The organism is Acidicapsa acidisoli (genome assembly GCF_025685625.1).
GTDB lineage: Bacteria > Acidobacteriota > Terriglobia > Terriglobales > Acidobacteriaceae > Acidicapsa > Acidicapsa acidisoli.
On record NZ_JAGSYI010000005.1, the window covers coordinates 92,490 to 112,898 of the forward strand.

General features: G+C 57.6%; 19 protein-coding genes. 11 read left to right on the forward strand and 8 right to left on the reverse strand.

What is annotated here, in order from left to right; translation table 11 throughout:
- Nucleotides 1-6: 6 nt before the first annotated feature.
- The 6 genes from OHL23_RS25540 to OHL23_RS25565 all read right to left on the reverse strand — a co-directional run bounded on the left by OHL23_RS25540 (nucleotide 7) and on the right by OHL23_RS25565 (nucleotide 4,320).
- On the reverse strand, nucleotides 7-270 hold the full coding sequence (locus OHL23_RS25540) for a KH domain-containing protein (RefSeq protein ID WP_263354879.1): 264 nt from the start codon (nucleotides 268-270) through the stop codon (nucleotides 7-9).
- 223 nt (nucleotides 271-493) lie between these two features.
- Nucleotides 494-748: a 30S ribosomal protein S16 gene (rpsP, locus tag OHL23_RS25545; RefSeq protein WP_263355058.1), complete on the reverse strand. Its 255-nt coding sequence runs from the start codon at nucleotides 746-748 to the stop codon at nucleotides 494-496.
- A gap of 152 nt (nucleotides 749-900) precedes the next feature.
- Complete coding sequence (locus tag OHL23_RS25550) at nucleotides 901-1,587, reverse strand: TetR/AcrR family transcriptional regulator (protein WP_263354880.1); 687 nt, start codon at nucleotides 1,585-1,587, stop codon at nucleotides 901-903.
- Between the two features lie 41 nt (nucleotides 1,588-1,628).
- Complete coding sequence (locus tag OHL23_RS25555) at nucleotides 1,629-2,375, reverse strand: ABC transporter permease (RefSeq protein WP_263354881.1); 747 nt, start codon at nucleotides 2,373-2,375, stop codon at nucleotides 1,629-1,631.
- Nucleotides 2,376-2,507: 132 nt separating this feature from the next.
- Nucleotides 2,508-3,302, reverse strand: coding sequence for an ABC transporter ATP-binding protein (locus OHL23_RS25560; RefSeq protein ID WP_263354882.1), 795 nt, complete (start codon nucleotides 3,300-3,302; stop codon nucleotides 2,508-2,510).
- A gap of 127 nt (nucleotides 3,303-3,429) precedes the next feature.
- On the reverse strand, nucleotides 3,430-4,320 hold the full coding sequence (locus OHL23_RS25565; protein WP_263354883.1) for an alpha/beta hydrolase: 891 nt from the start codon (nucleotides 4,318-4,320) through the stop codon (nucleotides 3,430-3,432).
- A 155-nt stretch (nucleotides 4,321-4,475) separates the two neighbouring features.
- Between OHL23_RS25565 and OHL23_RS25570 the strand changes: the two genes are divergently transcribed.
- From OHL23_RS25570 to OHL23_RS25600, 7 genes are all read left to right on the forward strand, one after another.
- On the forward strand, nucleotides 4,476-5,186 hold the full coding sequence (locus tag OHL23_RS25570; RefSeq protein ID WP_263354884.1) for an esterase family protein: 711 nt from the start codon (nucleotides 4,476-4,478) through the stop codon (nucleotides 5,184-5,186).
- 177 nt (nucleotides 5,187-5,363) lie between these two features.
- The gene (locus tag OHL23_RS25575) at nucleotides 5,364-7,343 is read left to right on the forward strand and encodes a copper resistance system multicopper oxidase (protein WP_263354885.1); all 1,980 of its coding nucleotides are present in this window, start codon (nucleotides 5,364-5,366) and stop codon (nucleotides 7,341-7,343) included.
- Nucleotides 7,340-8,134 carry a copper resistance protein B gene (locus OHL23_RS25580; protein ID WP_263354886.1) on the forward strand — a complete coding sequence of 265 codons (795 nt, stop codon included), beginning with the start codon at nucleotides 7,340-7,342 and terminating at the stop codon, nucleotides 8,132-8,134. Before OHL23_RS25575 ends, OHL23_RS25580 begins: the two co-directional genes overlap by 4 nt.
- 266 nt (nucleotides 8,135-8,400) lie before the next feature.
- Nucleotides 8,401-8,913: a DUF1697 domain-containing protein gene (locus tag OHL23_RS25585; RefSeq protein WP_263354887.1), complete on the forward strand. Its 513-nt coding sequence runs from the start codon at nucleotides 8,401-8,403 to the stop codon at nucleotides 8,911-8,913.
- A gap of 58 nt (nucleotides 8,914-8,971) precedes the next feature.
- Nucleotides 8,972-9,469 carry a DinB family protein gene (locus tag OHL23_RS25590; protein WP_263354888.1) on the forward strand — a complete coding sequence of 166 codons (498 nt, stop codon included), beginning with the start codon at nucleotides 8,972-8,974 and terminating at the stop codon, nucleotides 9,467-9,469.
- A gap of 351 nt (nucleotides 9,470-9,820) precedes the next feature.
- The gene (locus OHL23_RS25595) at nucleotides 9,821-12,028 is read left to right on the forward strand and encodes a hypothetical protein (RefSeq protein ID WP_263354889.1); all 2,208 of its coding nucleotides are present in this window, start codon (nucleotides 9,821-9,823) and stop codon (nucleotides 12,026-12,028) included.
- A gap of 306 nt (nucleotides 12,029-12,334) precedes the next feature.
- Nucleotides 12,335-13,348, forward strand: a complete 1,014-nt coding sequence (locus OHL23_RS25600; protein ID WP_263354890.1) for an ATP-grasp domain-containing protein — start codon at nucleotides 12,335-12,337, stop codon at nucleotides 13,346-13,348.
- Between the two features lie 9 nt (nucleotides 13,349-13,357).
- On the opposite strand, the gene OHL23_RS25605 is transcribed toward OHL23_RS25600, so the two are convergent.
- Together OHL23_RS25605 and OHL23_RS25610 are read right to left on the reverse strand one after the other, a co-directional pair.
- Entirely contained in the window at nucleotides 13,358-14,863 is a 1,506-nt protein-coding gene (locus OHL23_RS25605) for a glycoside hydrolase family 1 protein (RefSeq protein WP_263354891.1), read from the reverse strand.
- Between the two features lie 80 nt (nucleotides 14,864-14,943).
- Nucleotides 14,944-15,576 carry an alpha-ketoglutarate-dependent dioxygenase AlkB gene (locus tag OHL23_RS25610; protein ID WP_263354892.1) on the reverse strand — a complete coding sequence of 211 codons (633 nt, stop codon included), beginning with the start codon at nucleotides 15,574-15,576 and terminating at the stop codon, nucleotides 14,944-14,946.
- Between the two features lie 976 nt (nucleotides 15,577-16,552).
- Between OHL23_RS25610 and OHL23_RS25615 the strand changes: the two genes are divergently transcribed.
- The 4 genes from OHL23_RS25615 (at nucleotide 16,553) to OHL23_RS25630 (ending at nucleotide 20,298) form a co-directional block, all read left to right on the forward strand.
- Nucleotides 16,553-17,659: a carboxylate-amine ligase gene (locus OHL23_RS25615; RefSeq protein ID WP_263354893.1), complete on the forward strand. Its 1,107-nt coding sequence runs from the start codon at nucleotides 16,553-16,555 to the stop codon at nucleotides 17,657-17,659.
- Nucleotides 17,660-18,209: 550 nt separating this feature from the next.
- Nucleotides 18,210-19,004, forward strand: coding sequence for an SDR family NAD(P)-dependent oxidoreductase (locus OHL23_RS25620; RefSeq protein ID WP_263354894.1), 795 nt, complete (start codon nucleotides 18,210-18,212; stop codon nucleotides 19,002-19,004).
- A 102-nt stretch (nucleotides 19,005-19,106) separates the two neighbouring features.
- Nucleotides 19,107-19,718 carry a TetR/AcrR family transcriptional regulator gene (locus OHL23_RS25625; RefSeq protein WP_263354895.1) on the forward strand — a complete coding sequence of 204 codons (612 nt, stop codon included), beginning with the start codon at nucleotides 19,107-19,109 and terminating at the stop codon, nucleotides 19,716-19,718.
- Between the two features lie 112 nt (nucleotides 19,719-19,830).
- On the forward strand, nucleotides 19,831-20,298 hold the full coding sequence (locus OHL23_RS25630) for a hypothetical protein (protein ID WP_263354896.1): 468 nt from the start codon (nucleotides 19,831-19,833) through the stop codon (nucleotides 20,296-20,298).
- Nucleotides 20,299-20,409 lie beyond the last annotated feature (111 nt).

Genomic DNA, 20,409 nt, shown 5'->3' on the forward strand with positions numbered 1-20,409 from the left:
GGACTGCTAGTCCTCTTCTTCCAGGATGTCCAGCGTGTACCGGTGATGGACCTTCATGCTCACCGCACCCAGGATCGTACGCACCGATCGCGCCGTCCGCCCCTGTTTGCCGATCACCTTGCCCACATCCTGCGGCGCAACCTTCAGCCTCAGAACAGTGTTCTCTTCGCGGTTCACAGTTTCCACTTCCACCGCATCCGGCTCATCTACCAGCGCCCGAGCAATTTCGCGCACCAGATCGTCCACAGCAAGCATATCCAATTGGGTCATGCACGTACTCCATCCCCAAAGCTTCCGGATATTCCAGACGATTTCCGCCTAAGAAACATACCGCACAAAAACGAGCTTTGTCTTAGGGCGAAATAGTATCAGCAGAACTGCATCGCCGCCAGCAAATCCCGATTTTCGCAACAGCCCCGACTCCGGCTGGCATCAGGTCCATTCAGAATTATGGAAAACGGGTGCTCCAGGTCTCGATTTTGAGACCTGGGCCTTAAGCAGCTACAGTTGCCGGAGCAGCAGCCGGGAACTTCTCCACCAGCTTCGCCACGCGATCCGAAAGCTGCGCACCCACGCTCACCCAGTACTTGATGCGCTCGTGCTCGAGGTTCACCGTCGCCGGGTTGGTCCGGGGATTGTAGGTGCCCACTACTTCGATCGAACGCCCATTGCGAGCGCGATCCTTTTCAATTACAACGACACGATAATACGGCTTCTTGGTGGCGCCAACGCGCGCCAAACGAATCATGACCACGGCGATACATTTCCTTTCAATTCCCGAATCTCGTTTGTGTACCGATGTAATTTGCGTCGTGCGTCAGTCGCGCACGGCCAGGCAGAGACTCCACCCGCAAAGAACACAACGTCTAAGTATCGCTGAAATTTGCCTTTTTGGGCAAATCAGTCATGGCGAATCTCAAATGCGCGGCAAAAAGCCTCCGCCACCCGGCTCCCAAGCTCCACTCCGTCTGTCTCCTTCAGAAGCTCGCACCCTGCCTCCTTAGCCTTTCGGATCGACTTTGCCGTTCCCAGAATACTTTGCCCTGCGCCGCCTTTACCCTGTCCGGCACCCTCAAAATGCCTGCCGAAAATGTGCTTGTACATCATCGGGCCAAGCAGCAGGGCGAAGCAGACATCCATATCCATCCCTTCAGGCAGTCGTCCACCGGCCATCGCTCCCATCAGAATCCGCCGAATCCGCTGCTTCGGCATCTCCATCACCCGCGACCGCCACGCATCTCCAAATTCCTGATGCGTCGCCGAATACGCCACCATCTGCGGCATCAGCCGTTTCTGGTCCTCAGGGCGCGCATTGCGCGGCTTGTCATTCAACACTCTCGCCAGATCCGTAAAGAGATCGCCGCAATCCTCCTCGGCGACATTCTCTTCGATACCCACCACGAGCAACAAAACTTCCATCAGCAGAGCATCCCGTCCCCGCCAATGCTTATAGATCGTCGCCTTGCTCACCCCCGAGGCCGCGGCAATCGCGTCCATGCTTGAGGCCTCAATACCCTTTTTGACAAACAACTCCAGCGCAGCTTCCAATACCCGGTTGTGCGCGTCCGTACTCCTCGTTCTTCCCATCCTTCAGTCGTATCCCCTGAGCCTTACCTGAATCTCGATCCCTAGACTTCAATTTTGGAAAAGCTGTACGCCCCCAGACTCAGAAACAACAGCGCCACTCCCGCCAGCACCGCACCGTCCGTCACCGGCCCAAAATGCGCCATCCCCAGCAGCGCCGAACGCATCCCATCGATCCCATACGCCAGCGGATCGGCCGAAGTGATCCAGCCCATCACGCGGGGAAGGTTATTCAACGGAAACAGCGCCCCGGAAAGAAAAAAGATCGGCAGCACCAGGAAGTTCATCGTCATCTGAAATCCCTGCATATCCTTGAGCGCCGACCCGATCGTCGTCCCAAGCGCAGCAAAAACAACAGCAATCATCAACATGAACAGCAGCCCCACCGGCACCATCGCCAGACTCACCGGCCGAAATCCCGCAACCAGGCACACAATCGCCACCAGCAATCCCTGCAGCATAGCTACGGTCGCCCCACCCAACGTGCGGCCAGCCATAATGAGTATTCGCGGCACCGGCGCCACCAGTGTCTCTTTCAAAAACCCGAACTGCCGGTCCCACAGCAACCCCATACCCGAAAAGATGGAAGAAAACAACACCGTCATCCCAATCACACCCGGCGCCAGAAACTGCAAATAGCTCCCATGGCCCGCCTGCGCGTAGACCGGCCCCATACCAAAGCCCAGCGCCAGCAGATACAACACCGGCTGTCCCAGCGAAGCGATCATCTGCGCCCGCGACCGCGTATACCGCTTCAACTCCCGCAGCCAAAGAATGTAAATCACACCCATAACCCGCTTCCTCCAATTGCCGATCTGCGTTCCCTGATCCATTGTCCAGAGTGGTAAGTCTTGAAGGGTACGGGCTTTAGCCCGTACATTGGCTCATCTCTTACGCCGAGGGCTTTAGCCCCTGAGGGAATATCACCGTCTCCACATCTGCGCAAACTGCCGCATCATCGCCGCCGGATCGGCACTCTCGTCTCGAATCTCCGTCCCCGTCAGCGCCAGAAACGCCTCTTCCAGCGTCTCGGTCCCAGTCCGCTCCTTGATCTCCGCTGGAGTGCCCAGAGCCACCCCCTTGCCGTGATCGATCACCGCGACCCGGTGCGCCACCCGCTCAGCCTCATCCATGTAATGCGTGGTCAGAAAAACCGTGACCTGCTCCTGCTCATTCAACTGCTTCACCTGCGCCCAGAGCTGGTTCCGGCTCTGCGGATCGAGCCCCAGCGTCGGCTCATCCAGAAACAGAATCTTCGGCGTATGCAGAAATCCCCGCGCAATCTCCAGCCGCCTCTTCATCCCGCCCGAATACTTCTTTACCTGCACATCCCGCCTGTCCCAAAGCTCAAAGAGCTTCAGCAAATTCTCAATTCGCTCCCGCGCCTGCCGCCGCGGCACGTGATACAACACACCGTGCAGTTCCAGATTCTCCTGCCCGGTCATATCCCCGTCCAGGCTCGGGTCCTGAAAGACAATGCCAAAACTCTTCCGCGCCAGATGCTTGTTCGCCGCCCCATCCATCGCATTCAGCCCATCCAGCCAGATCTTCCCGGAAGTAGGCTGCATCAGCGTCGTCAACATCTTGATCGTGGTCGTCTTCCCCGCCCCATTCGGCCCCAGAAAAGCAAAAATCTCACCCTTGCCGACATCGAAGGAGATATTGTCCACCGCCGTAAAGCTGCCAAAACTCTTGCTCAGATTCTCCACACGAATCATGGCCCATCCGCCTCCGCCAATAACAATACTGAACGGTTTAGTTTTTGGGAAGACGAATTTTGCTTTCTTTGTGGAAATCGCGAACAAAGTTTTCGGGCCGATCGTACGCATTGTTCGCTACTGGCGTTCAACGAGCCTCTCGGCTCTCGGCAGGAAACAAAAACCGCAGCAGCGGCCCAACCCGCAGCGCCCAGCTCCCCTCATCATGCGTCCCGCCGCGCACCCTCTCAAAGTGCAGCGTCTCCCCATCCCGCCAGCCATTCGCCAGCAGCCGCTTGGCCAGCAGCTCGGCATCCCGCAGCGTCATCCGCCCCTCGTGATCCCCGGCATCCAGCCAGATGCGCGGCCTGTGTTCCAGCAGTGGTGCGGTCTCGTTCACAATCCCCAGAATGCTCTTGTGGTTCCACCACACGCTCGGCGAGAGCACCGCCAGCCGCCCAAACGACTCCGCGTTTTTCAACCCCAGATACAGAGAAACCAGCCCGCCCAGCGAAGACCCGCCCAGCCCCGTCCCATCGCGGTCCACCCGCACCCGGTAGTGTTCAGCAATCCACGGCATCAACTCCAGCAGCAGCAGCTCTCCGTACGAATCCGCCTCGCCGCCGCCCATCTGCCAGTCCCGCTCCGGCGTGTACTCCGCCAGCCGCCGGTCGCCGGTGTTGTAGATGCCCACAATCACCAGCGGCTCAATCTCGCCCGCCTCAATCCCGGCATCGGCAGCCTCGCGCACCATCCAAGTCCGCCCCTTGATATAAGAAGTCGCCGGATCGAACAGATTCTGCCCATCATGCAGATACAGCACAGGATAGCGGTGATCCCGTTCCGCGTCATACCCCGGAGGCAGATACACAATCAGATCCCGCCGATCCGGCAGAATCCGGCTCCGAAATCCCCGATGAACCCTCAGCCGCGGGTGCGGAGTCTGCGCCGGAACCTCATCCGCAGGCGCATGCCAACCCGGCCGCCATATCTGCGATTCCGGGGATGCATCCTGCTCACCGCCTTGTTCCGCCTCCAAGCCCGCCGTCCTTCCTTTCCGTCTCCGCACACTTTTCTTCATCGGCGTCCGATCGGCTTGCGCCGCTGCCCGTCGTCCATTTTTCCCGGACCCGTGGATGTTACAGTATCAAAAACGGCAGCCCGACCGATACGCTCCGAGGTGCATAACCCCGCATGAATCGCGAATATCACAAGTGGTATTCCTCCCGGCTCGGCCGCGACATGGAACTGCTCGTCTTCGGCCACGCCGGCGTCCCGGTCATGGTCTTCCCCACCTCCGGCGGTCGTTTTTTTGAGTTCGAAGATCGCGGAATGGTTGCAGCTCTCGCCGGAAAAATCGACGCCGGCCAGACCCAGCTCTACTGCGTCGACACCGTCGACATGGAAAGCTGGTACAACCACGACGTCCCGCCCCGCTGGCGAATCGCCCGCCACATCCAGTACGAGGACTACCTCATCCACGAAGTCGTCCCCCTCGTCCGCCAGAAAAACCAGGACGCCCACCTCGTCGCCCTCGGCTGCAGCTTCGGCGGATACCACGCCACCAACATCGCCTTCCGCCATCCCGACATCTTCACGGGCCTGCTCTCCATGTCCGGAGCCTTCGACATGACCCGATTCCTCCAGGGCTACTACGACCAGGACGTCTACTTCAACATCCCTCCCGCCTACCTCGCCAACCTCTCCGATCCCTGGTTCTTCGACCGCTACCGGCAGAACACCTACGTCCTCGGCACCGGCTGGGACGACCAATGCCTTGGCGACAACCAGCACCTCGACGGCATCCTCAGCCACAAAGGCATTCCCCACAAGCTCTTCATCTGGGGCACATTCAACTCCCACGACTGGCCCACCTGGATGAAAATGGTCAACGAATACCTCTGACGGCCGGTTCGTCGAAGTTCGAATCCCGATAGCAGATACGCGAAAGCGCGGAGTTCATTTTTCCTGAATACCCATAGGGGGCATGGGCATCCATTCAATAAAGGGTCCTTCGCCGTAACTCGAGGAACCCGCATCGAGTCCAAGACCCAGGAAAGTTCCGGGCATCCAAGGAATTGTATGAGCAGAAATACCCTAAAATCACGTACAAGAACTAGACCCTTAAGCCGTCGCCGTTTCCTTCAAACCATCGCCTCCGCCGGCGCGATCACAGCATTGGATTGGCAAGGATTGCCAGCCTTCGCAAATACCCCCCAGGCCAGGCCCGGCATGATCGAGGGCAACCACTTCGAACTGGCAATTGAATCCGTCCCGGTCAACATCACCGGCCATCAAAGGATCTCAACCGCAATCAACGGCTCGACACCCGGCCCGACACTTCGCTGGCGCGAAGGCGATACCATTACAGCCTCCGTCACCAACCGGCTTAAAGTGCCCACTTCCATCCATTGGCACGGCATGCGAATCCCCACCGGCATGGACGGCGTTCCCGGCCTCAGTTTCCCCGGCATCGCCCCAGGCCAGACCTTCGTCTACAGCTTCCCAGTGCTCCAGAACGGCACTTATTGGTACCACAGCCACAGCGGCTTTCAGGAGCAAACAGGCCTCATCGGCGCAATCATCATCGATCGCAAGGAAAAAGACCCCATCGAATTCGACCGCGAATACGTCATCTTGCTCTCCGACTGGTCCGACTCCAATCCGCAAACCATCTACAGCAACCTGAAACAGGACAGCGATTACTACAACTACCATCGCCCCTCGCTCGCAAGCTTCCTCTCGGAAGCAAAGCAAAAGGGCTTCGGCTCCACGCTCTCAGAGCGCCTCATGTGGGCTCGCATGAACATGAGCCCCGGCGACATCGCCGACGTCACCGGCGCCACCTACACCTTTCTCATCAACGGACAAGCGCCAAACACCAACTGGACCGGCCTCTTCCAGTCCGGCGAGCGAATCCGCCTCCGCTTCATCAACGGCTCCTCGATGACCTTCTTCGACATTCGCATCCCCGGCCTGCCCATGACCGTCGTCCAGTCCGACGGCAACGATGTCGAACCAGTCACCGTCGATGAATTCCGCATAGGTCTGGCCGAAACCTACGACGTCATCGTGCAACCCAAAGAAGACTCCGCCTACACCATCTTCGCCCAGACCGAAGACCGCAGCGGCTACGCGCGCGGCACCCTCGCCACCCGCGAAGGCATGATCGCACCCGTTCCCGCAATGGACCCCCGCCCGACTCGAACCATGATGGACATGGGAATGGACATGTCAAAAATGGCGCGGATGTCAGGAATGTCCGGCATGAAGATGGCAGGTATGGACATGTCATCGATGCCCGGCATGAAGAAGGACAGCAAGGCAGACATGCAAGGAATGGATATGTCCTCCATGCAAGGCATGAAGATGGACGGCCACGACATGCCAGACAAGAAGATGCAAAACAACGCCGGACTAGGAATGATGCCCGGAATGAAGATGGGCAGCCGAGACGGCAAAACGCCATTCCCGCAACCCGGCCCATCCACCATGCCCATCATCCCCGATGCCGCGACCTCTGCCACCAACATGAATTCTGCCAACTCAACCCCAGTGAAAATGCACCCGGGGCCAAAAGTCGCAATGGTAGCAACGAGCACCTCCGGTCAGTTGAGCAACCCCGGCGCGGGACTCGACAACAACGGCCGCCGCGTCCTCACCTACTCCGACCTGCGCGCCCGCTACCGCGGCGTCGATCAAAGACCGCCCAACCGCGAAATCGAGTTGCACCTCACCGGCAACATGGAACGCTTCATCTGGGGCTTCAACGGACAGACCTACCCCAACGCCGACCCAATCAATCTGAAGCTCGGCGAGCGAGTCCGCATCATCCTCATCAACGACACCATGATGGAACACCCCATTCACCTCCACGGCCTGTGGAGCGAACTAGAAAACGGCCACGGCGAATTCAACCCCTATAAACACACCATCATCGTCAAGCCCGCCGAGCGCGTCAGCTATCTCGTCAGCGCAGACACACCGGGAGAATGGGCCTACCACTGCCACCTTCTGTTCCACATGACCTCAGGCATGTTCAGAAAAGTGGTGGTCTCGTGAAGAACGCGATCAAGCTCCTTCGGATAACTGCATTCATCCTCTTCGTGGCCGCCTTCAACCAACACGCAAACGCGCAGGCAACACCCCCCGACGCCCCCGACACAGGACCAACGCCAGCCATCACGCAGCCCATGAAGTCCATGCCCGAAATGGAGAATCATGTCTTCCTGCACGCCATGCTCGACCAGTTCGAGGGCCGCACCAACACCCAGAGCACCGCATTCCGCTGGGACGGCGAAGCCTGGACCGGCACCGACATGAACCGCCTCTGGATCAAGTCCGAAGGCACCATCGACAAGGGCTCCATGAGCGACGGCGATCACGAAGCCCTCTACGACCGTCCCATCCCGCACATGCGTTACTTCGACGCACAAGCCGGCCTCCGCGCCGACCTCGACTCAGGCCCAACCCGCCTCTGGGCCGCATTCGGCATCGAAGGCCTGTCTCCGTACTCCTTCGAAATCGCGCCCACTCTCTACATCAGCGACGGCGGCCATATCGGCGGAAGAATCGAAGGCTCCAAAGACCTGTTGATCACGCAGCGATTGATCCTCCAACCCCAGGCGGAGCTGAACTTCTACAGCAAAGACGATCCCGGCCGCAAGCTCGGATCAGGCCTCTCCGATCTCGACTCCGGCCTGCGCCTGCGCTACGAAATCAACCGCAAATTCGCTCCCTACATCGGCTATGTCTACACCGGCGAATACGGCGACACCGCCACCTACACGCGTCAGTCCGGAGAACCCACCAGCTCATCCACCTTCGTCTTCGGACTCCGCCTGTGGCGCTAACCTGAACCCACTGCATCCAGCCGCAAGTCAAACATCAGAGGATCTCCGTCTTGGCGCAGCAAAGTCCTTTGAAGGGTACGGGCTTTAGTGAAGATACCGGCTTTAGTGAAGGGTACGGGCTTTAGCCCGTACATAACCATCGCCAATCATCGGGGCTTTAGCCCCTGAGGGTCAATATCCTCAAATGATCCACTGCCAATTCAGAGGTTGACCATCCCATCCCGGCTTGCATAATCTCGGACCATCTCTCGCAACGAGGAGCAGCCATGCCCGCCTACATCGCCCTTCTTCGCGCCGTAAACGTCGGCGGCACCGGCAAGCTCCCCATGACCGAACTCAAATCCATGTGCGAGCAAGCCGGCTTCACAAAAGTGAAGACCTACATCGCCAGCGGCAACGTAGTCTTCCAAAGCAAACTCACCGAAGCAAAGGTGAAATCGACCCTAGAAGCCGCCCTCGCCGGCTACGCTGGAAAACCCGTCGGCGTCCTCGTCCGAACCGCCCCCGAAATGGCCGCCGTCCTCGCCGCCAATCCCTTCGCGCAGATGCCCGGCAACCGCACCGTAGCAATCTTCCTCGACACGCCACCCCCAGCCAACGCTTTCGAAACCATCTCCAACCAGACCACCGAGCAACTCCAGCCCGGCCTGCGCGAAATCTACGCCTACTACCCCGACGGCCAGGGCAATTCCAAACTCAAAATCCCCGCAGCCAAAACCGGCACAGCCCGCAACATGAACACCGTAGCCAAGCTCGCCGAAATGGCTCAGAATCTATAAATCCACACCCTCGCACCCGGAGTTACTCTAAAATCAGGCCGATCGCGGAGAACCAACAATGCCCGAACTCAACCCCTACGCCAAGTTCCTCGACTCCCGTCCAGTCCCTGAAATCATCGCTTCCACCCCCGCAATCCTCGAAGCCCTCGCCGAATCCATCGGACCCGACCGCATCGCCCTCCCACCCGCGCCCGGCAAATGGACCCCGGCCGAAATCCTCTGCCATCTCGCCGACACCGAAGTAGCCTTCGGCTTCCGCCTTCGCCAGACCCTCGCCGAAGATCACCACATCCTCCAACCGTTCGACCAGGACAAATGGGCCGCCACCTACCACGGCGTCACCGCGCGGCAAGCCCTCAACGCATTCACCGCCATGCGCGAGTGGAACCTGATCCTCATTCGCAAAGCCCCGCAATCCTCTGCCAAAAAGCCCGTCACCCACCCCGAACGCGGCACCATGACCTTCTCCACCCTCATCGAAACCATGGCCGGCCACGACCTGAACCACATCGCCCAACTCCAAAAGCTCGTCCCCATCACCTCCGCAAAAGTCTAGTTCGGAGAGTCGTAACAGGGGTTCATCACAGAAAAGGTCCTATAAGCGCATTCAAGGGTGTGCGTAACGCTGTGAGGAGTACGGCCTTCAGCTTTGCAAGGTACGGGCCTCAGCTTTGAAGGGTACGGGCTTCAGCCCGTACATAAAGACCACAAAACCTGCCGGGCTTTAGCCCCTGAGGGAATACCGGCTAGGATTCCCTGTTTATCTCCGCGAAGAACATAACCACCACACCCACAACTCAGGAAAATCTCCACCAGCGGGAACCATTTTTCGTCGCGCGTTGTCCAAGCCAATAGCAGTTCCAGGCTCGTTTCACCCACATCGCCGAACCGCTGTCGAGGAGGCCTCATGCGCCACGCTCTCGCCCTTTTGTGCGCCTTATCAGTAACTTGCGCCATCGCCCAACAGCCCGCTCCAATTACCAAATCTTCCTTAGTCGCAAACGCGCTTGCCACCCCCGCAACGGTCAAAGACCTTCCAGTTCACCAGGTCGTCCTCTATAAAAACGGCATCGGCTACTTCGAGCACTCCGGCGCCATCACCGGCAACCAGCAGGTGGCCATCGATTTCACCTCCGAACAGTTGAACGACGTGCTGCAATCCCTGACCGCCCTCGACAGCAAAGACGGAAAAGTAAGCGCAGTCAGCTACAACTCCACGATGCCCATCGACCAGCAATTGAAGACGCTCGCCCTCGGCCTGCCGGATTATCCTCCCACAATCGCTGTCTACCACGCGCTTCGCGGGCAGCGCGTCGAAGTCACCGGCGCAGGCACGCCTCTGACAGGCAGGCTCGTGAACATTGAATTTCGCAGGGAGACGGACAAGAACGGCGCAACCTCCGAGGATCATCACTTCCTGATCGTCGCGACCGATTCGGGAGCGCTGCGCACCGCCGAGCTCACCGATTCCGTCTCCGTGCGCATGATCGACCCATCCCTGCAAAAGCAATTTGCCGATTACCTCGGCATCATCGCCTCGACGCAGAACCAGCAGGTGCGCCACCTCACGCTCGAAGATCGCGGCGAGGGTCAGCGCGAACTGCGCGTCAGCTACATCAGCGGAGTCCCGGTCTGGAAATCCACCTACCGCATCGTCTTTCCCCGCGACTCCACCAGCAACGCCATCCTGCAAGGCTGGGCCGTAGTCGATAACACCATCGGCTCCGACTGGGACAACGTCCAACTCTCGCTCGTCGCCGGAGCACCGCAAAGCTTCATCCAGCCTCTAAGCCAACCCCTGTACCTCCGTCGCCCGGAAATCGCCATCTCCACCACCGCCATGACCACCCCACAAACCCACGAAGCCGCTGAGATGAACCAGATGCAGGTCGTCCCCAATATGGTCAAGATGGGGATGGATGCAGCCCCGCCAGCCTCAGTCGGCGTAGCAGGCATGCAAGGGATTGGCTCCGGCTCAGCGGGAGGCGTCATTGGCTCCTTGTTCAGCAACGCACCCCCCGTCACCGTCAGCTCAGGCTACGGTGGCAACTCTGGAGGCGGCATGCGCCGGATTGGAAGCGGCGTATATGACGTAACCAGCGCCCTGACGCAAGGCGACGTCAACACCAACACCTTCGACGACTTCTTCCAGTACAACCTCGCCCAACCCGTAACCATCCACAAAAACGAGTCCGCGATGGTCCCCATCCTCCAGGAAAACCTTCCCGCCGAGCGCGTCACCCTATGGAGCCAATCCGAACGAACCCCATTCCGCGCCATCTGGCTAGAAAACACCTCCAAACTCACCTTCGACCGCGGCAGCTTCTCCATCTTCGAGAGCGGCGTCTTCGCCGGCCAAGGCCTCCTCGACCCCATCCACCCCGGCGAAAAGCGCCTGCTTTCCTACGCCGCCGATCAGCCCATCCGCGTCAAGCAGCATCCCGAAGAAGGCAAACGCGAAATTCGCAGCGTCAGCATCACCACGCGCGGCCTCGTCAAGAAGACTTACGCCGCCGAGAGCCGGATGACCTATGACGCCATCAACTCTGCAGAAGACCCACGCGTCGTCGTCATCGAAGTACAACGCCGCCCCAACCGCAACCTCTCGCCCGAATGCAAAGCCGCCGAGACAGCTCCCAGCCTCTACAGGTTCCGCCTGCCCGTCGCATCGCATCAGACCGCGTCGCTCCTCTTCGCCGACGAAGGCCCTGAGTACGAATACTGGCAAATCAACGAAGACATCGACCAGGTCGTCCCGCTCCAACGTCTCTCCGAAGAAGTCCCGGCTTTGCAGGACAAACTGAAGCCGCTCTATTCCGCCCAGCAATCCATCATCGAAATGAAGGCCAGACTCCACGAACTGGAGCAAAAGAGCACCTCGCTCACCAGCGACGAAACCCGCGCCCGCGAAAATCTCACCGCACTCAAAGGCAACGACGCCGCCAAGCGCTTCGTGGAGGAACTGAATCAAGCCGAAGACAACCTGCAATCCACCCAAAAAGAAATCGCCGCCCTCACAGAAAAAGAAAAAGCCGCAGTAGAATCCCTCCGCCAGACTCTTCTCACCGTAGACATAGCGTGGAACTCCCCGGCCGCAACCCCAGCAGCCCAATAAACCTGAAGCTACTCGATAACTCCACAATCCAAGACGCGAATCCGTGACATAGCGCCAGCGCTATCTCCCGGATTCGCGCCAGAATCCTAGGCACAAACAGCCATATATTACGCAAATAGAACTCAAGGAAAACAAACCACATACAACCCTTCCAGCTTGACTTATTTCGCCCCTCAACAACCTCTCAAATTGTTCCACGTGGAACATCGCATTGTTCCGCACCAGCAACGCCACTCTTCCACACGTCTCAAATTGCCCAATATTTCCAATTTCGTGCCATAGACTAGAGGCACGGAGGCGGCAACGATGAAAAAAATAGGCGTTCTGTTTGGAATGGAAAACAGCTTTCCCGGTGCATTGGTAGAGCGAATCAACTCCCTGCACGTCGACGGCATCACAGCCGAGTTTGTCGAGACCAGCGCCGTCCATCTCGACAAAGCCCCACCCTATTCCGTGATCGTCGACCGCATCTCGCACGACATTCCTTTCTATCGTGCCTATCTCAAGCACGCCGCCCTCAACGGAACGGTGATCATCAACAATCCCTTCTGGTGGTCCGCCGACGACAAGTTCTTCAACTATTCGCTCGCCGATAAGATGGGTGTCGCAATTCCTCCAACCGTAATCCTGCCACACAAGAAACACCCCGAGGGCACGACGGATCGGTCGATGCGCAACCTCGAATACCCGCTCAACTGGGATGCTGTTTTCAACTACGTCGGCGAACACGGCTTCATGAAACCAGTCGATGGTGGCGGTTGGCGCGACGTCTATCACATCCACAATCGCGAAGAGTTCTTCCACGCCTACGACCAGTCGCGCGACCTCTGCATGCTGTATCAAAAGGCCGTCGATTTCAAAGAGTATTTCCGCTGTTACGTCGTCGGCCAGAAGAAGGTCCACATCATGCCTTACGACCCGCGTAATCCGCACCACGAACGCTACATCCTGAATCCGCCAAAGTACGACAAGAAGCTGCTCAAGCGGGTTGAGCAGGATGCCTTGAAACTCTGCCAGGCCCTCGGCTATGACCTGAACACCGTCGAGTTCGCCGTCGAAAACGGCATTCCCTACGCCATCGACTTCATGAATCCTGCACCCGATGCCGACCTGCACTCAGTCGGTGAAGCAAACTTCGAGTGGATCGTTTCAGAGGTTGCAGCGCTGGCTATCGCGAAGGCCCAAAAGGCTCCTCACGTTCTCGAACTGCGCTGGTCAGCTTTTCTCGGCGCCACTCCAGCGCCTGCTCCAAAGCTGAAAAAGAAGTCGCCCGCGAAGAAGAAAGCCAAGGCCGAACGAGCCGAAGTCGGCGTTGGATAACGGTGTGATCTATAACTGGCCCGTGGCCGCTAACTGCCCGTACCAGAGGCCGGAGTCTTTGACGACTCGTTTCTGGCTGCGGTAATCCACATAAGTCAGCCCGTAGCGTTGGGTGTAACCATCCGTCCATTCGAAGTTATCCAACAGGCTCCATGCATGATAGGCACGCACCCTGGCTCCATCGTGAATGGCGCGCGCCAGCTCGCTCAAGTGCCCGCGAAAGAATGCTATTCTTCGCGTATCCGGCACATGCCCACCCTCAGCGTCGTAAGGAGTGTCGTTGTAACAACAGCCGCTCTCTGTAATTTCGATAATCGGCTTGTTGTATTCGCGGGTAATCTGCATCACTAAGTCATAAATTCCATGAGGATAGATTTCCAACCCAGCTTCAGTTAGTGGATGGTCGGTTGGCATAATCGCGTGAAAGCGCGTGTAGGGATCGCGCCCATTTGCATCCGGTGCGTCCGACTCCGTCTCGGTGCCAAATCGCGCCGGGCCTGCGGAGCCGGTGTTCTTAGCATCCGAAATAACTCGCCGGGTGTAGTAATGGAATCCAACCCAATCCAGCGGCGCCTTCATGATCTTGTCATCGCCGGCTTTATATCCCATCAGTTCAAATGGAGTTTCGCCCACAAACGCCTTCGGATACTCGCCTTTCATCGCGGCTTCGAGGAAATAGAGGTTATTCATGGCGTGGTAACGCGCAGTCGCCGCAATATCGGCTTCGCTGTCGGTCTTTGGATAACCCGGAGCCATGCTGTAGGCGCTGCCTACTGTTGCCTTGGAAGAAGCGGCTTTGATAGCTCGCGAACACTCGCCCTGCGCCAGCGCCACGGTGTGCGCGGCCTTGATAAACAGCCCATATTCGGCGCGGCCCGGCGGATGAATGCCGATTCCGTAACCATAGTAAGTAAAGGCCCACGGCATATTGAATGGAGCCCAAACAGCGATGCGGTCGCCGAGAGCTTTGGCTAAGATTCCGGCGTAATCAGCGAAGTAGCCGGCAAGATCGCGGTTGGGCCAGCCGCCACGGTCTTCGAGGCCTTGCGGCAGGTCCCAGTGATAGAGCGTGCAGAATGGCCGAATGCCCGCTTCCAGCAGAGCATCGACGTAGCGGCTGTAGTAATCCAGCCCCTTTGGATTGGCTGGGCCTGTGCCCGATGGCTGAATGCGCGACCAGGAGATAGAGAAGCGGCCGCTCTTCTGATTGAGTTGTTTCAGAATGGCGATATCTTCGCGGTATCGATGATAGGAGTCGCAGGCGACATCGCCGGTCGCTGCGCCTTTGATCTTGCCGACAGTATGCGTGTAGCGATCCCAGATCGATTCGGCCTTACCGTCCTCATCCCATGCGCCTTCGATCTGATAGGAAGCAGTCGCCATGCCCCAAAGGAAATCCTTCGGAAATTGCGCTCTGGATTCAGCGAAAGCATGGCGCGACAACAGCGAACCAGCGGCTAAGGCTGAAGAAGCGGCAAGAAAGCGGCGTCGATCCAGTTGATCAAGTTGATCCATGAAAACCTCTCCATGGATCGGGAATCTTAGCAGCGGTAGATAGCGTAGTCAAACGTTTTACTTAGGTCGCATGAAACTAGCTAGGCGATTTTGCGGAAGGTCAGGTTATAGCGATATGGACCAGTAAGTGGATGGCAGCCGGGTTTTAGCGGCTGTACGCCATGGAAGCGCATCCGCGATGGGCCTCCCCAGACGATCACGTCGCCATGTTCGAGCAGGATGCGGCGGGGCTTGTCGATGCGCTGCAGGCCGCCAAGCAGGAAGATGCATTCGAGCCCGAAGGAGACAGAGACGATTGGCTGCTGCAGGTCGCATTCGTGCCGGTCCTGATGCAAGCCGAGCTTGGTGCCTGCCTGATAGCGATTGACGTGGCAGGCATCTGGGCGAAAGCGCGGAAAGCCCGAGCGCACTGCGCACCGGATCGCGAAATCATAGAGCAATCGGGGCATGGGCGGCCATGAGAGGACGCGCTGGGGATTGTTCGGGTCCCAGCGGTTAGCGAAGGCGCGGGGATCGCCGCAATCTGTCACCATAACCCCCATCGGCAGACCACTTGGAGTTACAGCGTGGTGTAGAGGCGCTGCAGCGATGATGGTTTCGACTGCGGCGAAGAACTCCTTGTCCTCGGGGAGAGCCAATCCGCGCATCAGGACCGCGCCCGGAAAGACTTCCTCGTGTGTTGGCTCCACTTCGAGCTGGGAGAAGAGGTTCATCGCTTCACTCTTTAAGAATAAACCAAAAGGCGAAAATTAGGCGAAAATAATTTACGTCAGAGGATTCGTGATTTGAGGGCGGCCTGCTGCGTCCCCACGAAGTTCCTTCCGGACGGGCGGATATTGCGCGGATCAAGCGGGTCAAGAGGATCAATCTGTCGAGGTCTAGAACTGGAAAGCGGGGCCCGGCTTGCGGACAATCTATGATCTGGCCGCGGCTCTGGGCGTCACAATTTCAGAGCTTACGCCTGGGGTGAACTGAGCTACCGGACAGTCATCTTTTGCAGCTCATCCATTTCGCTGACTCGCAGGAAAACCGGGCAAAGAAATACTGCCAACCAGAACACACTTTAACCATAAATTACTGGAAAGTCATGGCCCTCTGGCTTTGGTGAGCGACCTAATAGGTCAGAGACCTAGCCTCCGCCGCCAAGAGACGGGATGCTCGACGAAGACGATGGCTGACTACCCGACCCTCAGGCGCATATATTTTTCTTCACAGCAATCCCGCTTACAGATATAGAAGGCGTTGCTCTGAAGAATCATGATTGATTTCAAGTCATGCTTTCCGCACATTGCGCATTGAACAACAGGTTCGGACGACCAGGCAAAGAAAGACTTCAGAACAGCATACAGTTCAGTCACGAGTACCCCCCTGATAGAGTTATTTCCCTCTAGCTTTGATGGGTGAGTCGAAATATTACATAGTTATGACAGTGTCGCGCAAGTGCTGATGTGATGACAGATTTGAGTTTCCTGTCGATACTCGGGTTATTCCCAGACGAGCATCTTGACCAACCATTCCTCGGTTCGCTTCTGGGAACACTCGCGCCTGCGAAACAGGACGAAATGCGGGACGGGCATCGTCGGGTGGAGTTCCCAGTTGCCGGGCTTTTGACGCGGCGTTAGCGGAGAATTTTCCTGTTGCGGCATTACAATTGGCGAAAGCTCTGAAAAATGTTCTTCGGGAGATGCAATGCGGCCATCGTTCACGCTCGGCATTGAAGAGGAGTACCAGACTATCGATCCGGTGACCCGCGATCTGCGCTCTCACATTGCGACGGAGATGCTTTCGCAGGGCAAGATGCGGCTGGAGGAGCGGGTCAAGGCTGAGATGCACCAGTCCGTTGTCGAAGTCGGCACGCGGGTCTGCGAGAACATCGAGTGCGCCCGCCTGGATCTGTACGACCTGCGGCGGGAGATGATCCGGCTGGCGAAGGAAAACAACCTGACGCTGGTGGCTGGGGCGACGCATCCTTTTGCGGATTGGCGGACGCAGGAGATTTATCCCGATCCGCGCTATCGCCAGGTGGTGAAGGATCTGCAGTTAGTTGCGCGGTCCAACCTGATCTTTGGGTTGCATGTGCATGTGGGGATCGAGGATCGCGAAGTGGCGATTCGGATCATGAATTCGATGCGCTACTTTCTGCCGCATATCATGGCGCTAACGACCAATTCTCCCTTCTGGCTTGGGCTTAATACCGGGTACAAGGGTTATCGGGCGAAGGTATTCGAGAACTTCCCGCGCACTGGCATTCCGGACGCGTTTGCGAGTTATTCGGAGTACGACAACTATGTGAATCTGCTGGTGAAGACGAACTGCATCGATAACGGGAAGAAGATTTGGTGGGATATTCGTCCGCATCCTTACTTCAGCACGATTGAGGTGAGGGCCTGCGATATTCCGCTGCGCGCGTCGGAGTCGATTGCCGTTGCCGCGTTGATCCAGGCTACGGCTGCGTATCTTTATCGATTGCATGAGTCGAATCAGGACTTTCGCCAGTACGCACGGCCCTTGCTGATGGAGAACAAGTTCCGCGCGGTGCGCTATGGACTGGATGGCAATCTGATCGACTTCGGCAAAGAGGCCGAGGTGCCGGAACGTGACCTGATCCGTGAATATCTCGACCTGATAGATCCTGTGGTGGATGAGTTGGGCAGCCGCACCGCGATCAATGGTGTTCGCCACATACTGGAAACCGGCACTGGCGCTGACCGGCAGCTAGAGGTGTTTGCAAAAACTGGCGACCTCAAAGCTGTGGTTGACTACATGGCGCAGGAGACTGCGGCCGGGTTGTTTTGAGCGGGCGATCCAGCGGGATATTGGCGCGGAAACATGGAATGCTACTACCCGGGGGTAGGGGGGTACTACATTTTTCCTCGTAAGCCATTTGTATTCTGCCAGTTGTACAACAAATTATGCCGCTAAAATGCCGTTTTATGGGCGTTTAATGCGCTTAAAAAGCACAATAAAATTCCCTCCCTGAAGATATTGGCAGGGCAGTTCGGTCGAAGATCAGGCCCGCGAAATACTGGCGCCTGACTTCAGTGTGCCCGATTGGCAAGTAATTCTACGCAAGTTGGGTCTGGGGCTGAAAACGCTCTGAGCTCTGCGTGGCGCAACTTGAGCCGTGATTGGATTGTGCCTGAATGAGTGACAGGGGGAGCTCAGGACATCGGAATTTGAGATCGCTTCTAAAGTCCTTATCCAGAAAGTCAACAGAGGCAACGGATTGCGTGTGACTTGAGAAATTAGGCGCCAGAGAAGAAGGATTTTCTGAATCGCTAGACCGACCGGTCTACTCTATCAATGCGGCACGAAAAAAATCCCGGAAATTCAGGAGTATTACACCATGTCAGCACTCAAAGGCACAGCGCTTATCACGGGCGCTTCTACCGGCATCGGCGCTGTCTACGCTGATCGCTTTGCAAAACGCGGTTACGATCTTATTCTTGTTGCTCGCAGCGAGGAGAAGCTCGCTGAAGTTGCCGCACGATTGAAGTCCACCGGCCGCAGGATCGAGACGATCTCTGCCGACCTAACGAAGAAGGAAGACGTTCAGCGCGTGGCAGAGCGATTGAGCACCGATCCCACAATCACTGCGCTAGTTAACAACGCCGGTGCGGCCAGCGTAGCGAAGCTGCTCGACGCAAAGATCGACGATCTCGAGGACATGATCTATCTAAATGTCATCGCGTTGACGCGGTTGGCCCATGCCGCTCTGCCGGGTTTCGTGGCGCGCAAAAACGGACTTCTCATCAACATCGCCTCTGTCGTCGCCCTTGCGCCGGAGCTTCTGAACGGGAGCTACAGCGGCTCCAAGGCTTACGTTGTGAACTTCACGCAAGCACTGAAGAACGAAGTGGAAGGCAAGGGCGTGACCGTGCAGGCGGTGTTACCGGGAGCGACTGCAACGCCTTTGTGGGAAAAGGCCGGCCGCCCGGTAGAGCATCTGCCGAGCGAGATCGTGATGACGGCTGAGGATATGGTGAATGCAGCCCTCGCCGGCCTCGACCGGCATGAGCTGATTACCATTCCATCTCTACCTGATGTTGCGGACTGGGAGAAGTACGAGGCGGCACGCAAAGCCCTGGGTCCGAACCTTTCCCGTCAGAAACCGGCGGCTCGTTATGGGATTCAGTGCTGAGCCTGTTCAGGATGCCTTCTGCCGTTCTGGCTCTCGCTGCTGCGCCGCGAGGGCCATTCGGTCTTTCCACGCCACTCAAGGAAGAGCCGCGAGGAGCCTGTTATGACAGAAAAATCGACGCGTGATCGTTTAATCGACGTGGGCCTTACGCTGATGCATCAGAACGGATACAACGCCATCGGGCTGAGCGACATTCTGAAGGCGGCAGATGTGCCGAAGGGCTCTTTTTATCACCATTTCGGTAGCAAAGAAGACTTTGCCGCGGCTGCGTTGGAAAGGTATGTCGCGCACGAAGGAGAACATACGGCAACCGTTCTGAACGACTCGAAGACGCCGCCGTTGAAACGCCTGAAGCGTTATTTCAGCGATCTTGTGAAGACCTACGGCCAGAAGGGACGGATTCCCGGGTGCATGATGGGTCGCTTCACTCTGGAGATGGCGGCGGAAAGTCCACAGTTGAGGAAACAGATCAGCGTCTCTTTCGCGCGTTGGCAAGACAAGATCGCGGCCGTCGTACAACAGGCGGTCGAACAGAAAGAGCTTCCCGCGGATACAGATCCCGAGTTGCTGGCTGGTTTTCTACTCAACAGCTGGGAAGGAGCGCTCTTACGTTCTCAGGCAGAAAAGAGTGACGCATCGCTCGAAACCTTCATGCGCTACGTCTTCGATGGCTTGTTGACAAAGGAACCATTGGGCAACGCGGCAACCCGCTGATCGCCTGATTATCAGTGCGTCGCCGAAAGAATCCGGCGGTGCTATTTCATTTACTCGGAGGACGGCTTTCTCAGCCGTCTGACAAACTGTGTTCACCAACAAGGGAGAAGCAATGTCTACGATTCATCTGCACCATACAACTACCCTCATGCCCGAGCAGTACATAGCCGGGCTCACTGACTTCGGACCGGGCCGCTCGAAGCTGTTTGGCAACAGCGCCGACGAGTACCTGGAGGTGCATCAGCGAGACCGCACGCATGCTGACGTCACCGAAGGCTCTGGCGGCGTCTGGGAGCGACTGCATTATGACTGGTCCGATCCTCGCCGCGTCGTTCTCACGACGACAGACTCCAACGTGTGGGGAGGCGCCTCGGGCCACGTTTACACCTTCACGCGCCGCCCCAACGGCACTACCGATATTGACGTGGTTGTCGTTCGCGACGGCAAGAACCTCAAGGGGTGGCTGCTAGGCTTCGTGCTTGGGAGCATCGGCAAGGGCGTTTTGGAAAAGGCGTTTGTAAACAGTGTCAAGGCAATCGAGGCCCGGAACAGCGCGACGAAAGAGGAACGCGCTGCATGAGGGTACTGGCGACTTACAGGCTCCGTGTAACGGGGAAAAGCAGATTCCCTCCGGGAATGACAGACAGAAAGGCAACGGCAAAAGCAACAACGGTTGCAATGCACAACAGCC

Coding starts and splice junctions, on each gene's coding strand:
- OHL23_RS25550 (WP_263354880.1), bottom strand. CDS start 1,587: ATGGGAAGAACGAGGAGTACGGACGCGCACAACCGGGTATTGGAAGCT.
- OHL23_RS25625 (WP_263354895.1), top strand. CDS start 19,107: ATGACAGAAAAATCGACGCGTGATCGTTTAATCGACGTGGGCCTTACG.
- OHL23_RS25585 (WP_263354887.1), top strand. CDS start 8,401: ATGCCCGCCTACATCGCCCTTCTTCGCGCCGTAAACGTCGGCGGCACC.
- OHL23_RS25610 (WP_263354892.1), bottom strand. CDS start 15,576: ATGAACCTCTTCTCCCAGCTCGAAGTGGAGCCAACACACGAGGAAGTC.
- OHL23_RS25575 (WP_263354885.1), top strand. CDS start 5,364: ATGAGCAGAAATACCCTAAAATCACGTACAAGAACTAGACCCTTAAGC.
- OHL23_RS25570 (WP_263354884.1), top strand. CDS start 4,476: ATGAATCGCGAATATCACAAGTGGTATTCCTCCCGGCTCGGCCGCGAC.
- OHL23_RS25555 (WP_263354881.1), bottom strand. CDS start 2,375: ATGGGTGTGATTTACATTCTTTGGCTGCGGGAGTTGAAGCGGTATACG.
- rpsP (WP_263355058.1), bottom strand. CDS start 748: ATGATTCGTTTGGCGCGCGTTGGCGCCACCAAGAAGCCGTATTATCGT.
- OHL23_RS25560 (WP_263354882.1), bottom strand. CDS start 3,302: ATGATTCGTGTGGAGAATCTGAGCAAGAGTTTTGGCAGCTTTACGGCG.
- OHL23_RS25620 (WP_263354894.1), top strand. CDS start 18,210: ATGTCAGCACTCAAAGGCACAGCGCTTATCACGGGCGCTTCTACCGGC.
- OHL23_RS25605 (WP_263354891.1), bottom strand. CDS start 14,863: ATGGATCAACTTGATCAACTGGATCGACGCCGCTTTCTTGCCGCTTCT.
- OHL23_RS25615 (WP_263354893.1), top strand. CDS start 16,553: ATGCGGCCATCGTTCACGCTCGGCATTGAAGAGGAGTACCAGACTATC.
- OHL23_RS25600 (WP_263354890.1), top strand. CDS start 12,335: ATGAAAAAAATAGGCGTTCTGTTTGGAATGGAAAACAGCTTTCCCGGT.
- OHL23_RS25630 (WP_263354896.1), top strand. CDS start 19,831: ATGTCTACGATTCATCTGCACCATACAACTACCCTCATGCCCGAGCAG.
- OHL23_RS25590 (WP_263354888.1), top strand. CDS start 8,972: ATGCCCGAACTCAACCCCTACGCCAAGTTCCTCGACTCCCGTCCAGTC.
- OHL23_RS25595 (WP_263354889.1), top strand. CDS start 9,821: ATGCGCCACGCTCTCGCCCTTTTGTGCGCCTTATCAGTAACTTGCGCC.
- OHL23_RS25540 (WP_263354879.1), bottom strand. CDS start 270: ATGACCCAATTGGATATGCTTGCTGTGGACGATCTGGTGCGCGAAATT.